Origin of the sequence: Paracoccus shandongensis (assembly GCF_017315735.1) — a bacterium.
Classification (GTDB): domain Bacteria; phylum Pseudomonadota; class Alphaproteobacteria; order Rhodobacterales; family Rhodobacteraceae; genus Paracoccus; species Paracoccus shandongensis.
This window is the reverse complement of the sequence record NZ_JAFLRK010000002.1, coordinates 116,594-128,835: the sequence shown is the minus strand read 5'-3', so window position 1 is coordinate 128,835 and position 12,242 is coordinate 116,594. Positions and strand designations below refer to the sequence as shown.

14 protein-coding genes and 1 tRNA gene are annotated in these 12,242 nt (G+C 68.7%); 7 read left to right on the top strand and 8 right to left on the bottom strand.

Annotated features, from left to right (window positions below; all coding sequences use genetic code 11):
* Positions 1-207: 207 nt before the first annotated feature.
* The 3 genes from rpmF to JX613_RS03070 are packed head-to-tail and all read left to right on the top strand — an operon-like array spanning position 208 to position 2,511.
* Positions 208-414, top strand: coding sequence for a 50S ribosomal protein L32 (gene rpmF, locus JX613_RS03080; RefSeq protein ID WP_207099988.1), 207 nt, complete (start codon positions 208-210; stop codon positions 412-414).
* 22 nt (positions 415-436) lie between these two features.
* Entirely contained in the window at positions 437-1,540 is a 1,104-nt protein-coding gene (gene plsX / locus JX613_RS03075; protein ID WP_207099987.1) for a phosphate acyltransferase PlsX, read from the top strand.
* Positions 1,537-2,511, top strand: a complete 975-nt coding sequence (locus JX613_RS03070; RefSeq protein ID WP_207099986.1) for a beta-ketoacyl-ACP synthase 3 — start codon at positions 1,537-1,539, stop codon at positions 2,509-2,511. Before plsX ends, JX613_RS03070 begins: the two co-directional genes overlap by 4 nt.
* A gap of 3 nt (positions 2,512-2,514) precedes the next feature.
* Here JX613_RS03070 and JX613_RS03065 read toward each other — a convergent pair whose 3' ends face one another.
* Entirely contained in the window at positions 2,515-2,790 is a 276-nt protein-coding gene (locus JX613_RS03065; RefSeq protein WP_207099985.1) for a DksA/TraR family C4-type zinc finger protein, read from the bottom strand.
* Positions 2,791-2,936: 146 nt separating this feature from the next.
* On the opposite strand from JX613_RS03065, the gene ihfA reads away from it, so the two are divergent.
* The 4 genes from ihfA (at position 2,937) to JX613_RS03045 (ending at position 5,093) form a co-directional block, all read left to right on the top strand.
* Positions 2,937-3,239: an integration host factor subunit alpha gene (gene ihfA, locus JX613_RS03060; RefSeq protein WP_103173462.1), complete on the top strand. Its 303-nt coding sequence runs from the start codon at positions 2,937-2,939 to the stop codon at positions 3,237-3,239.
* A gap of 17 nt (positions 3,240-3,256) precedes the next feature.
* Positions 3,257-3,811, top strand: a complete 555-nt coding sequence (locus JX613_RS03055) for a MerR family transcriptional regulator (RefSeq protein ID WP_207099984.1) — start codon at positions 3,257-3,259, stop codon at positions 3,809-3,811.
* A gap of 79 nt (positions 3,812-3,890) precedes the next feature.
* Positions 3,891-3,968, top strand: a tRNA-Pro gene (locus JX613_RS03050).
* 57 nt (positions 3,969-4,025) lie between these two features.
* Positions 4,026-5,093, top strand: coding sequence for a 2'-deoxycytidine 5'-triphosphate deaminase (locus JX613_RS03045; protein ID WP_207099983.1), 1,068 nt, complete (start codon positions 4,026-4,028; stop codon positions 5,091-5,093).
* 116 nt (positions 5,094-5,209) lie between these two features.
* On the opposite strand, the gene JX613_RS03040 is transcribed toward JX613_RS03045, so the two are convergent.
* The 7 genes from JX613_RS03040 to argS form a co-directional block, all read right to left on the bottom strand.
* A complete protein-coding gene (locus tag JX613_RS03040) occupies positions 5,210-6,310 on the bottom strand; it encodes a THUMP domain-containing class I SAM-dependent RNA methyltransferase (protein WP_207099982.1) in 1,101 nt (366 codons plus the stop codon).
* Between the two features lie 40 nt (positions 6,311-6,350).
* Positions 6,351-6,554 carry a hypothetical protein gene (locus tag JX613_RS03035; protein ID WP_207099981.1) on the bottom strand — a complete coding sequence of 68 codons (204 nt, stop codon included), beginning with the start codon at positions 6,552-6,554 and terminating at the stop codon, positions 6,351-6,353.
* Positions 6,555-6,558: 4 nt separating this feature from the next.
* On the bottom strand, positions 6,559-7,176 hold the full coding sequence (scpB, locus tag JX613_RS03030; RefSeq protein WP_207100106.1) for an SMC-Scp complex subunit ScpB: 618 nt from the start codon (positions 7,174-7,176) through the stop codon (positions 6,559-6,561).
* A 50-nt stretch (positions 7,177-7,226) separates the two neighbouring features.
* Positions 7,227-8,042 carry a segregation and condensation protein A gene (locus tag JX613_RS03025; protein ID WP_336512260.1) on the bottom strand — a complete coding sequence of 272 codons (816 nt, stop codon included), beginning with the start codon at positions 8,040-8,042 and terminating at the stop codon, positions 7,227-7,229.
* Between the two features lie 125 nt (positions 8,043-8,167).
* Positions 8,168-9,157 carry a glycoside hydrolase family 3 protein gene (locus JX613_RS03020; protein WP_207099979.1) on the bottom strand — a complete coding sequence of 330 codons (990 nt, stop codon included), beginning with the start codon at positions 9,155-9,157 and terminating at the stop codon, positions 8,168-8,170.
* Positions 9,157-10,263 (bottom strand): SPOR domain-containing protein, encoded by a 1,107-nt coding sequence (locus JX613_RS03015; RefSeq protein ID WP_207099978.1) that lies wholly within the window; start codon positions 10,261-10,263, stop codon positions 9,157-9,159. The genes JX613_RS03020 and JX613_RS03015 overlap by 1 nt, the downstream gene beginning before the upstream one ends.
* A 74-nt stretch (positions 10,264-10,337) precedes the next feature.
* Positions 10,338-12,080: an arginine--tRNA ligase gene (argS, locus tag JX613_RS03010; protein WP_207099977.1), complete on the bottom strand. Its 1,743-nt coding sequence runs from the start codon at positions 12,078-12,080 to the stop codon at positions 10,338-10,340.
* Positions 12,081-12,242: the final 162 nt, after the last annotated feature.

The following is a 12,242-nucleotide window of genomic DNA, read 5'->3' as shown; positions in this document are numbered from 1 at the left end:
ACAGCGGCGGGGGTTTTCGCCGCCTGACGGCGCGGAACGCTGGCGGAGGCCGCGGGTTTCGGCGCAATTGGCCGGGCCTGCCCCGCCGCAAAGGGGGTTGCGGGCAGGGCCGTCATGGCGTATCTGCGCGGTTCATTTACGAATTCAATCCCAAAGGGTGCGCAAGGACGCCTGCGCGTCGCACCCCGCCAAACCCGAGGTTGTGACATGGCTGTCCCTCAGAATCGCGTTACCCGGTCCCGCCGGAACATGCGCCGCGCCCACGATGCCCTGGTCGCCGGCAACCCCAACGAATGCTCGAACTGCGGCGAGCTGAAGCGCCCGCATCACGTCTGCCCGTCCTGCGGCCACTACGCCGACCGCGAAGTGATCGCGCAGGCGAATGCCACCGACCTGGACGACGACGCGGCCTGATCGGGCTTGGCATCCGCGCCAGATGACCGACCGTGACGTGATCCATTCCGCAGCGCCTGCCTCCGGCACCGGGGGCGGCGTGGTGATATCGGTCGATGCCATGGGCGGTGATCGCGGCCCTGCGGCGGTTGTTGCGGGCATGGCCGAAAGCGCGGCCAGGAACCCGGAAATCCGGTTCATCGTGCATGGCGACGAGGCAGAGCTTCGCCGCCTTGTCGGCCGCAAGAAGGCGCTTGCCGGACGCTGCGACATCCGCCACGCGGGCGGCGTCGTCACCATGGACGACAAGCCCAGCCAGATCGTGCGCAAGGGCGACGGCACCTCGATGTGGTCGGCCCTCGAATCGGTCAAGTCGGGCGAGGCCGGGGCCGCCGTCAGCTGCGGCAACACCGGCGCGCTGATGGCCTTGTCGATGCTGCGCCTGCGCAAGCTGCCGGGCGTGAACCGCCCCGCCATCGCCTGCCTGTGGCCGTCGCTGAACCCGCAGGGCTTCAACATCATGCTGGACGTGGGCGCCGATATCCGCGCCGATGCGCATGATTTGCTGCAATATGCGCTGATGGGCGCGTCTTATGCCCGCAACGGCCTGGGACTGGCCCGGCCCCGCGTCGGTCTGCTGAACGTGGGAACCGAGGAACACAAGGGCCGGGCCGAGCTGAAGCAGGCCCAGGACCTGATCATGGCCGCGACCGAGGCGGGCCGGTTCGACTATGTCGGCTTTGTCGAAGGGGGCGACCTGCCTTCGGCGCGCGTGGATGTGATCGTCACGGACGGTTTCACCGGCAACATCGCCTTGAAGACCGGCGAGGGCACGGCCAAGCTGGTCGGCACCCTGCTCAAGGACGCCTTCGCGAATTCCATCATGTCCAAGTTTGCCGCCCTTCTGGCGATGACCTCACTCAAGCGCCTGCAGACGCGGATCGACCCGCGCCGCGTGAATGGCGGCATCTTCCTGGGCCTGAACGGCACGGTGGTGAAATCGCACGGCTCGGCCGATGCGACGGGCGTCTCGGCGGCGATCAAGCTGGCCTTCACGCTGGCGAAATCGGGCTTCCAGGACCGGCTGGCCGCGCGCGTGGCGCAAGCCGCCGTTGCCGCCGCCCCGGGCGCCGAGGCCGCATCGTGACGCTGCGTTCCGTGGTGCGCGGCACCGGCCATTATCTGCCCGACCGCGTGGTCCCGAACAGCTGGTTCGAGGAACGGCTGGACACCACCGACGAATGGATCCGCACCCGCACCGGGATCGAGCGGCGCCATTTCGCGGCCGAGGGCCAGGCCACCAGCGACATGGGCCTGCGCGCCGCGCGCGCCGCGCTGGACAAGGCGGGGCTGCGGCCCGACGACATCGACGGGATCGTGCTGGCGACCTCGACCCCCGACCACACCTTTCCGGCCTCGGCCACGATGATCCAGTACGGGTTGGGGATGACGCATGGCTTTGCCTATGACGTGCAGGCCGTCTGCGCGGGCTTCGTCTTCGCGCTGGCCAATGCCGACGCGATGATTCGCGGCGGCATGGCGAAACGCGTCCTGGTGATCGGGTCCGAGACGTTTTCGCGCATCATGGACTGGTCTGATCGCGGCACCTGCGTGCTGTTCGGCGACGGCGCGGGCGCCGTGGTGCTGGAGGCGCAGGAGGGTGCCGGGACCAGCAACGACCGGGGTATCCTCGCCAGCGACCTCAACAGCGACGGCCAGTATCGCGAACTGCTGTATGTGGATGGCGGCGTGTCCACCACCGGCACGGCGGGGCAGTTGCGGATGCAGGGCAACCTGGTCTTCCGCCATGCCGTCGAAAAGCTGGCCAAGACCGCCCATGTCGCGCTGGACAAGGCCGGGCTGACGCCTGCGCAGGTGGACTGGCTGGTGCCCCACCAAGCCAATGCGCGCATCATCACGGCAACCGCGCAAAAGATGGGCCTGCCGATGGACAAGGTGATCCTGACGGTGGCCGATCACGGCAACACCTCGGCCGCATCCATCCCGCTGGCCTTGTCGGTGGCCGACAGCCAGGGCCGCTTCAGCCCCGGCGACGTGATCCTGACCGAGGCGATCGGCGGCGGCCTCAGCTGGGGTTCCGTGGTCCTGCGCTGGTAGGCGCTATTTCAGCTGCGAATCCTTGCTGCCGCGCCGGTTGATGCCGCCAGCCGGACGCCAGGCCCGGTCGCGGTCGGCCTGACACCCTGTGCAGAGTTGCACCCCCGGCAGGGCCTTGCGCCGCGCATCCGGGATCGGTTCGTCGCAGTCGATGCAGGTGACGGCGCTTTCGATGGCGGCGGCACGTCCCGCCCGCAACCGCGCGCGGGCCACGGCCTCGGCGGTGCTGATCTCGATCTGGTCGTTGACCGCGTCGTCGCGGGCCCATCCTCCGGCCATTTTCCTCTCCCTCGGCTTGGCGGAAAGATAGGGTCCGGCACCCCTTTTGCAACGCCCACCCCTTTCCCGCCGGAACGAAAAGGCGCGCTTCTCGTTGACAGGCGGAAGAATTGCCACCATCCTTGTGAAATCAAAGGGGAAAAGTCATGAGTGACAAGACGCTGACTCGGATGGATCTCGCAGAGGCCGTCTTTCGGGACGTTGGCCTGTCGCGTCACGAATCCGCCCAGCTGGTCGAATCGGTGCTTGAACATATTTCCAACGCGCTGGTCCGGGGCGAGCAGGTGAAGATCTCGTCCTTTGGCACCTTCAGCCTGCGCGACAAGAACGAACGCATCGGCCGCAACCCCAAGACCGGAGAGGAGGTGCCGATCACCCCCCGGCGGGTGCTGTCCTTCCGTCCTTCGCATCTGATGAAGGACCGCGTGGCGGCCGGGAACAAGGGCTGAGGGGCGGTTCGGACTGAATGACGAAAGGCGCAGACGCATTCCGATCGATTGGCGAGGTCGCAACCCTTCTGGGCGTCGCACCCCATGTCCTGCGCTATTGGGAAACGCAGTTTCCGCTGCTGAAGCCGATGAAGCGCCCCGACGGGCGGCGCTATTACCGCCCCGATGACGTGCGGCTGGCCGCTGGCCTTTGCACCGTGCTGCGCGACGAGGGGCTGACGATCCGGGGCGCCAAGAAGCTTCTGGCCCGTGACCGGGGCGCTACCGTGCGCGAACGTGGGCAGGCGCGGCTGGCCGGCCTTGCCGACATCGACGATGTAACCGACCCCCTGCCCGACCCCGAGATCCCGGACATCTCCCAGGACGAGGCCGAGGAGCTGTCCGCCCACGGCCCCCGGTCGCGCCACCGCCGCCGCCCCACGGCATCGGCCAAGGCGCCCTTGTCGGGATGGCTGGCCGATGTGGTCGCGCTGAACGCCCGTTTGCGCGATCTTCGCCCTTCGGACGCCGCCGCGCCGCAGCAACGGGCGACGCTGTCGCGGCTGCGCGACGCGCTGGCACGGATTTGCTGACATCTCCTGCAACAAGCTCGCAGATTTCCGCGTCGGGGCCCTTGTGCAGGCCTGCCGGATCGCTCTATACGGTGCGCGTCGGGCCGTGGCGCAGTCTGGTTAGCGCGTCCGTCTGGGGGGCGGAAGGCCGCGAGTTCGAATCTCGCCGGCCCGACCATTCCGAAAACGCCCATCCCTTTGCGGGGGTGGGCGTTTTCGCATCAAAAGGACCGGCATGAACGGCGTTCTTCCCGACAGCGGCATCCGCGACCTGATCGAAACCGGCGCGATCTCCGCCGTCCCCGCGATCATCCCGGAACAGATCCAGCCCGCCAGCCTGGACCTGCGGCTTGGGACTGTAGCCTATCGCCTGCGCGCCAGCTTCCTGGCCGGGCGCGGGCAACGGGTGATGGACCGGCTGGCCGATTTGCAGATGCACCAGATGGACCTGACAGGGGGCGCGGTGCTGGAACGCGGTTGCGTGTATCTGGTCCCGCTGATGGAACGCCTGTCCCTGCCCGCCGGGCTGACGGCCGTGGCCAATGCGAAATCCTCGACCGGCCGGCTGGACCTTCTGACCCGGCTGGTGGCCGACGGCGGCACCGAGTTCGACCGCCTGCCCGAAGGCTATGACGGCCCCCTCTATGCCGAGATCTGCCCGCGCAGCTTTTCCGTTCTGGTGCGCCCCGGAATGCGCCTGAACCAGCTGCGGCTGCGGCGCGGCCAGGCGGTGCTGTCGGACGAGGAACTGCGCGACCTGAACGCCCGCGAGCCCCTGGTGGGCGGCCCGGCCCTGATCGACAACGGCCTTGGCTTCTCGGTCGATCTGAAACCGGCGGGGGACGATCTGGTCGGCTATCGCGCCCGACCCCACAGCGGGGTGATCGACCTGGACCGGATCGGCGCCTATGACGCGCGCGACTTCTGGGACGAACTGCGCACGACCGAGGGCCGCCTGATCCTGGATCCGGGTGCGTTCTATATCCTCGTCAGCCGCGAATCGGTGGCGATCCCGGCGGACTATGCAGCGGAAATGGCGCCCTATCTGGCGATGGTGGGCGAATTCCGCGTCCATTACGCGGGCTTCTTCGACCCGGGCTTCGGCATCGGCACCGCAGGCACCGGCGCGCGCGGCGTGCTGGAGGTCCGCTGCCACGAAGCCCCCTTTGTCCTCGAACACGGCCAGGTCGTGGGCCGCCTGGTCTATGAACGCATGGCCGCCCGCCCCGACCGGCTTTACGGCGCGGGGATCAGGTCGAACTACCAGGGCCAGGGCCTGAAGCTCGCCAAGCAGTTCCGCTAAGCTCTTTCATCTTGGCCTCAATATCCTGCGGGCTTCGAAGCGCCCGGAAAAAGGTCCAGTGGACCTTTTTCAGCGAAGAAGGGGCCGGCAGGCCCGAGCGGGGGCTGGCCCCCGGCTTACAGCACCCCCGTCCGCCACAGCCGCACCTTCAACCCGCCATGCGCGACCACCGGCCCCGACTCCAGCGGCAGCCCGGTCGCCTTGGCCAAGACCCCCTCGCTGGTCACGATCCCCACGCGCCAGCCGGTGAACCGTTCGCGCAGCACCGCCCCCATGGCCGCGTGCAGGCCGAACAGCGGCCCCTTGTTGCCGATCCGCGCGCCATAGGGCGGGTTCACGATGACGATGCCCGGCGGCCCGTCGGGGCGCTGCAACTCGCCGATCGCGCGGCAGTCAAAGCGGGTCAGCCCCGCCACCCCTGCCCGTTCGGCATTGGCCTGGCTCATGCGGATGGCGCCTGCGTCGCGGTCGCTGCCGAAGAACTGCGCGGGCGCCGGGCGGGGCGCAACAGCCGCGCGCATCGCCTCCCAGGCGGCGGGATCGAAGCTGGCAAGCTGCTGAAAGCCGAAGGGGCGGCTGCGGCCCGGGGCCAGGCCTGCGGCAATCTCGGCGGCCTCGATCACGAAGGTGCCCGACCCGCACATCGGATCCAGCACCGGCTGGCTGCCGTCAAAACCCATCTCGCGCAGGAACATGGCGGCCATGGTCTCGCGCAGGGGGGCCTTGGCGACGGCTTCCTTGTGGCCGCGCTTGTGGAGAGACTCGCCCGTCGTATCCAGGCTAAGGGTGACAAGATCGTCCTCGATCCGAACCTTGACGACCAGGGCGGCATCCGCTGCAAGGGGCGCGCCCAGTTCCTCGGCAATGGCGCGCTCGATGCGCTGCGTGGCCGCGCCCGCGTGATAGATGCGGCTGGCCTTGCAGGTGGTTTCCACCCGCACCGGCACGTCCCGGCGCAGAACATCGGCCCAGGGGAACTTCCGTGCCCGCTTGTCCAGTTGCGCCAGGTGCAGCGCGCGAAAGCTGCCCACGCGGGCCAGGACGCGCGTGGCACCCCGCAGCCACAGGTTCGCGCGCCAGACATCCGGCCAGCCGCCGGTAATCGTCACGCCGCCCGGCTGCACCACCGGCTGCCAGCCCAAGGCCAGGGCCTCGGCGGCAAGGGGCGCTTCCAGGCCCGGCGTCGCCACCAGGAAAATCTCGAATCTGTCATCCATCGCGCAGCCCTAGCGCGGACGTGCGGCAAAGGCGAGTGGCTCAGCGCCCGATGCGGCGGGTCAGGCGGGCGGCCTGGCGGGCGCGCTTGACCGCCGCGCGCATGTCCTTCGCCTGCTTGGCCGAGACCTTAGCGGGCTTGCCGCCGGATTTCGCGATCCCGTCGATGCCCTTGTTGATGCCCCAGTTCATGGCGCGGCGGGTGACCATGCGGGTCAGGGTGTTGATGATGGAATTGAGGCTCATGGGATCAATCGTCCTTGAAGAAATCGTCCGCGGGTGCAGTCGCCGGCATATCGTCATCCTCGCCCCCCAAGGCAAGGGGCACGCGCAAGCCTTCGGCCGGCGGGCGCGCTTCCAGCAGGCCCGCCGCGCGCAGTTCGGCCAGCCCCGGCAGGTCGCGCGCGGATTCCAGGCCGAAATGATCCAGGAAGGTTTCCGTCACCACGAATGTCGCGGGGCGGCCCGGGGTCATCCGGCGGCGGCCGATGCGGACCCAGTCCATCTCGATCAGCTGGTCCAGCGTGCCGCGCGACACGGCCACGCCGCGGATCTCCTCGATCTCGGCGCGGGTGACGGGCTGGTGATAGGCGATGATCGCCAGCGTCTCGATGGCCGCGCGGGACAGGCGGCGCTGTTCCACGGTTTCCGTCTGCATCAGGAAGGACAGATCCGCCGCCGTGCGGAAGGCATAGCCGTCGCCGATCCGTTCCAGCACCACGCCCCGGCCCGCATAGGCGCGGCGCAGCCCCGCCAGCGCCTCGGCCGGATCGCAGCCCGGGGGCAGGCGGTCGGCCAGGTCGCGCACCGTCAAGGGGCGGCTTGATGCGAACAGGATCGCCTCGACCATCCGCTCCTGCTCGGCCATGGGGGGGGGAAGGTCGGGCGCGGGGGTCTGGGGGGCTTGATCGGTCACGGCTAGTCGGGTGTCGGGGGTTTGCGGCGAAAGCGGATCGGCGCGAAGGGATCGCTTTGCCGTATCTCGATCCGTCCTTGGCGCGCAAGCTCCAGCGAGGCGGCAAAGGTCGCCGCCGTGGCCGAGCGGCGGCGCGCCCCCCGGGTGCCCCAGCCTTCGGGCAGGAAGTCGGCCAGATCCGTCCAGTCGCCCAGATATCCGATCATGCCGCGCAGCCGGTCCAAGGCCTGCTCCATCGTGAAGACATCGCGCCGGTCGAAGGCATAGGGGCGGAACTCGCCGCGCGTCTTCAGCCGGGCATAGGCGCGCATCAGGTCGATCAGCCCGGCCTGCCATTCGGTGCGCCGGGTTTTCGCCACCACCTCGGGCGTGCCGCGCGCAAATCGGCTGATGCCCAGACGGTCGCGGCCCATCAGTTGCGCCGCCGCCTGCCGCATGGCAGCCAGGCGTTCCAGCTGGAAGGCCAGGTGGGCGGCCATGTCCTCGGCCGTGGGGCCCTCGATTTCGGGATCGGGGGGCAGCAGCAGACGGGATTTCAGGAAGGCCAGCCAGGCCGCCATGACCAGGTAATCGGCGGCCAGTTCGATCCGCAGGGCGCGGGCCTGTTCGACAAAGGCCAGGTATTGCTCGGCCAGGTGCAGGACAGAGATCTTCATCAGATCCACCTTCTGCACCCGCGCCAGCGTCAGCAGCAGGTCCAGCGGGCCTTCATAGCCGTCCACATCGACGATCAGGGCTTCGTCCGCGCGGCGCTGCGCCACCGTATCGGTGTCGGGAACGGCGCGCAGATGGGGGATGTCGCGGGCGGAGCGGGCCACGGGGTTCCTTTCCTTCGGCGCGGCAGAATCGGGCCTGCCCGTGACGGAGTCAAGCGGGGCTGCGTCACGCCAACGCCGGGGGCCAGCCCCCGGACCCCCGGGATATTTTCGCCAAAGTGAAAGGGTCAGGCGAGGGTCGCGGTCAGAGCCGTCCATTCGGCCATCAGGGTCGCCGGGTCGCTGTCCTGCGGCGCGCGGCGCTGTGCCAGGGCGGCATCGGCGCGGCGCTGCGCCGCGGGCGTCAGGGAGCCTGCGGCGGCGACCACGGGTTCCATGCTGGCGACCGTGCCGTTGCAATGCAGCACCAGGTCGCAGCCCGCGGCGATGGAGGCCGCGGCGCGTTCGGCCTCGGACCCCGACAGCGCGTTCATGGTGATGTCGTCGGTCATCAGAAGACCGTCGAAGCCGATCCGGTCGCGGATCAGCGCGATCATCCGGGGGGATGCCGTGGCGGGCGCATCGTCCAGCGCGGTGAAGCGGATATGCGCGGTCATGCCCATCGGCAGGTCGTTCAGCGCGCGGAACGGGGCGAAGTCCATCGTGTCCAGGTCGGGTTCGGATGCCGTGACGGTGGGCAAGTCGTGGTGACTGTCGGCCACGGCGCGGCCATGGCCCGGCATGTGCTTCATCACCGGCAGCACGCCCGCAGCCAGCATTCCCTCGGCAGCCGCACGGCCCAGGGTGGCAACAGAGGCAGGATCTGTCCCTAGGCAGCGGTTCCGCAGGAACGGGTGGGTGTCGGCCTGCGCCACGTCCAGCGTGGGCGCGCAGTTGCTGTCGATGCCCACCGCGCGCAGTTCCCACCCGATCAGGTGATAGCGCAGCCACATGGCGCGCGGCCCGGCCCCGGCCTGGTCCAGCGGCGCAGGCCAATCGGACCAGTGGGGGCCGCGCAACCGCTGCACCCGGCCGCCTTCCTGATCGACGGTGATGACGGCATCGCGGCCCAGGGCATCGCGCAGGTCGCCCGTCAGGCGGCGCAACTGGTCGGGGTTGTCCACGTTGCGGCCGAACAGGATGAAGCCCCAGGGGTCGGCCGCGCGGAAGAAATCACGTTCCGCAGCCGTCAGATGCGTTCCGGCAATGCCGCCCAGGATCGTGGCGTTGGCGGCCATCAGTTCAGGGCAAGGCAGTCCGTGCCCGCCGATTTCAACGCGGCGCAGAACTGGCGTGCCTCGGACAAGGAATCAAAGCCCGCGACGCGCAGCCGCCAGAAGGTGCGGCCGTTCGACTGGTGCTGCTGGATCACCTGCTGCTTGCCGCCAAAGACGACATGCTTGTTCATCAGCCGGTTCCATTCGCTGGCGGCGATGGCGTTGCTGTCAAAGGCGCCCAGCTGGACCTGCGGGCCGCTGGCCTGGGACACCGGCGCGGGCGCGGCCTCGGCGGGGCGGCTTTCGGCGGCCACGGGGCGGGCATCGGTGGCGGTGGTCCCGGCGGAGGCGACACGGGTGCTGCGCGGGCGCGGCGCGGGGCGGGTCGAGGCGGTCAGCACGCCGGGATTGGCCTCGGCCTGGGCCTGGACCAGGGCCTCGGCAATGGCGGCGGCCTGGGCGGGGGCGCCGTTTTCATCCGTCAGGGCCTCGTTCACGGGGCCTTCGCTGGCGGGGGCGTCGATGATGGTGGCGTCCTGAACGGCGCTGTCGGCCAGGGCCAGGCGCTGCGCCTCGGCCTGGGCTTCGGCAAGGGCGCGGGCCTCGCTGTCGGACAGGGGCACGATGGGATCGCCCGCAAAGCTCAGCGGAACCTCGGGGGTGGTGGCGGGTTCGCGCGCCGTGGCGCCCAGCTGGCCCATGGCGACATCCTCGTCGGACAGGCCCACGGGGGCGGGGGCGATGGCGACCTGCTGGGCGGGCTGATGCTCCACCCCCTCGGCCACGGTGTTGACCGCGTAGCCGGTATAGCTGGTCAGTTCCCCGCCGGGATCAGAGGGCGCGGTGCGGGCATCACCCACGATGGCGCGGATCACCGGCACGCCCGACACGTCGCGCGACACCAGCTGCCAGCCCCAGACCATCAGCCCGACCATCAGCGCGACGGATGCGACCGCGCCCAGGTAATGGGTCAGCCGCGCAAAGCGGGTGGCCAAGCCTTCGCCGCCCTGGCCGTCGCCGCCGGGCCCGGCGGGGTCGTTCCAGCCACGCTGATCATACGAGAATTCACGCTTCACCTTGTGACGCGAGAACACATAGCCGCCTTCGCGGTAATCCATCACTGCCATAGCCTGCCTGCCTGCCGGTTGATCCGACCTGAACTTGACTGCCCGTTCCAACCGGCAGGGGCGCTTTGTGCGTGTCAGCGCATTTCCTTGGCCGGTGTGACCCCAAGGATAGCAAGACCACTTGAAATAACAACGCCAACTGCACGCACCAGCGCGATTTTTGCCTGTGACGTGGCCGGATCGCCATCCTGCACGAAACGCAAGGACAGGTCGTCATTGCCGCGATTCCACAAGGAATGCAGGTCGGACGCGATGTCATAAAGGAAAAACGCCACCCTGTGCGGCTCGTGGGCGCGGGCCGCATGTTCGACGAGGCGAGGCCATTCGGCAACTTTCCGCGCCAGATCCAGTTCCGCCGGATGCGACAATTTCGCCAGATCCGCTCCGGCCAGGGCCGAATCACCCACGTCGATGCCTGATTCGGTCGCCCGGCGCAGCACCGAATGGACCCGCGCGCTGGCATACTGGACATACCAGACCGGGTTGTCCTTGGACTGTTCCAGCACACGCGCGAAATCGAAATCCAGCGCCGCGTCGTTCTTGCGCGTCAGCATGATGAAGCGGGTGACATCCGCGCCCGCTTCCTCGACCACGTCGCGCAGCGTGACGAAAGTGCCCGCGCGCTTGGACATCTTGAAGGGCTCGCCGTTCTTGAACAGCTTCACCAGCTGGATCAGCTTGATGTCCAGCGGCACCCGCCCGTTCGAGAGCGCCGCGACCGCCGCCTGCATCCGCTTGACATAGCCGCCGTGATCCGCGCCGAACACGTCGATCAGCGCGTCGAAGCCCCGGTCGATCTTGTCGAAATGATAGGCGATGTCGGGCGCGAAATAGGTCCAGGCGCCGTCGGATTTCTGGATCGGACGGTCCACGTCGTCGCCATGGGCGGTGGACCGGAACAAAAGCTGCTCGCGTTCCTCCCAATCCTCGGGCAGCTTGCCCTTGGGCGGTTCCAGCACGCCGCGATAGATCAGGTCCATGGACCGCAGGCGTTCGATCGCGGCCTCGATCTGGCCGGTGCCATACAGCGCCTTTTCGCTGGAATAAACGTCCATGCGAACGCCAAGGGCGGCCAGATCCTGCCGGATCATGTCCATCATCGCCTGGGTGGCGAAATCGCGGACCTCGGCCAGCCAGTCGGCCTCAGGCTTCTCCAGCAGGGTCGTGCCGTATTTCGCCTTCAGCGCCTCGCCCACGGGGATCAGGTAGTCGCCGGGATAAAGGCCCTCGCGGATCTCGGGCTCTAGCCCGTTGGCCTCGCGGTAACGCTCGTAAGCGGACCGGGCCAGCACATCGACCTGCGCGCCGCCATCGTTGATGTAATATTCGCGCGTCACCTCATGGCCCGAAAACGCCAGCAGGTTCGCCAAGGCATCGCCGAAGACCGCGCCGCGCACATGGCCCACATGCATCGGGCCGGTGGGATTGGCGCTGACGAATTCCACGTTGACCTTTTGGCCCGCGCCGATGGTCGAACGCCCGAACTCCGCGCCCTCGCGGATGGCGGTGGCGACGACGCCCTGCCAGACGGCGGGGGACAGGCGCAGGTTCAGGAAGCCCGGCCCTGCGACCTCGGCCGCCGCGATGCGCGGGTCGGTCAGGCGGGCGGCCAGCCTGTCGGCGATCTCGCGCGGCTTCATGCCGGCAGGCTTGGCCAGCACCATCGCGGCGTTGGTGGCCATGTCGCCATAGGCGGGATCGCGCGGCGGTTCCACGGCCACATTGGCGAAATCGAGGCCCGCGGGCAACTCGCCCGCCTGTACCATCTGGTCCAGCGCGGCCAGGACGACGCCGCGCAGATCGGTGAATAGGTTCATGGTCGCTTTCCTGACTGTCGCGTGCCGGTTACCGCCTGCAGCGGGGCCTGGTCAACCGAAAGCCCCCGAAAGCGGGCCTTTTACGCAAGGTTTGCGGGCGAAAACATTGACGTGGCCGTGCGCTTGGTCTAAGTCGCTGCAGGGCCCGCATCCGGCGGGCCG

Excerpts from the sequence above, each read along its gene's own strand:
- rpmF (WP_207099988.1), top strand. The coding sequence starts at position 208 with ATGGCTGTCCCTCAGAATCGCGTTACCCGGTCCCGCCGGAACATGCGC.
- plsX (WP_207099987.1), top strand. The coding sequence starts at position 437 with ATGACCGACCGTGACGTGATCCATTCCGCAGCGCCTGCCTCCGGCACC.
- JX613_RS03065 (WP_207099985.1), bottom strand. The coding sequence starts at position 2,790 with ATGGCCGGAGGATGGGCCCGCGACGACGCGGTCAACGACCAGATCGAG.
- ihfA (WP_103173462.1), top strand. The coding sequence starts at position 2,937 with ATGAGTGACAAGACGCTGACTCGGATGGATCTCGCAGAGGCCGTCTTT.
- JX613_RS03055 (WP_207099984.1), top strand. The coding sequence starts at position 3,257 with ATGACGAAAGGCGCAGACGCATTCCGATCGATTGGCGAGGTCGCAACC.
- JX613_RS03045 (WP_207099983.1), top strand. The coding sequence starts at position 4,026 with ATGAACGGCGTTCTTCCCGACAGCGGCATCCGCGACCTGATCGAAACC.
- JX613_RS03040 (WP_207099982.1), bottom strand. The coding sequence starts at position 6,310 with ATGGATGACAGATTCGAGATTTTCCTGGTGGCGACGCCGGGCCTGGAA.
- JX613_RS03035 (WP_207099981.1), bottom strand. The coding sequence starts at position 6,554 with ATGAGCCTCAATTCCATCATCAACACCCTGACCCGCATGGTCACCCGC.
- scpB (WP_207100106.1), bottom strand. The coding sequence starts at position 7,176 with ATGGCCGAGCAGGAGCGGATGGTCGAGGCGATCCTGTTCGCATCAAGC.
- JX613_RS03020 (WP_207099979.1), bottom strand. The coding sequence starts at position 9,157 with ATGGCCGCCAACGCCACGATCCTGGGCGGCATTGCCGGAACGCATCTG.
- JX613_RS03015 (WP_207099978.1), bottom strand. The coding sequence starts at position 10,263 with ATGGCAGTGATGGATTACCGCGAAGGCGGCTATGTGTTCTCGCGTCAC.
- argS (WP_207099977.1), bottom strand. The coding sequence starts at position 12,080 with ATGAACCTATTCACCGATCTGCGCGGCGTCGTCCTGGCCGCGCTGGAC.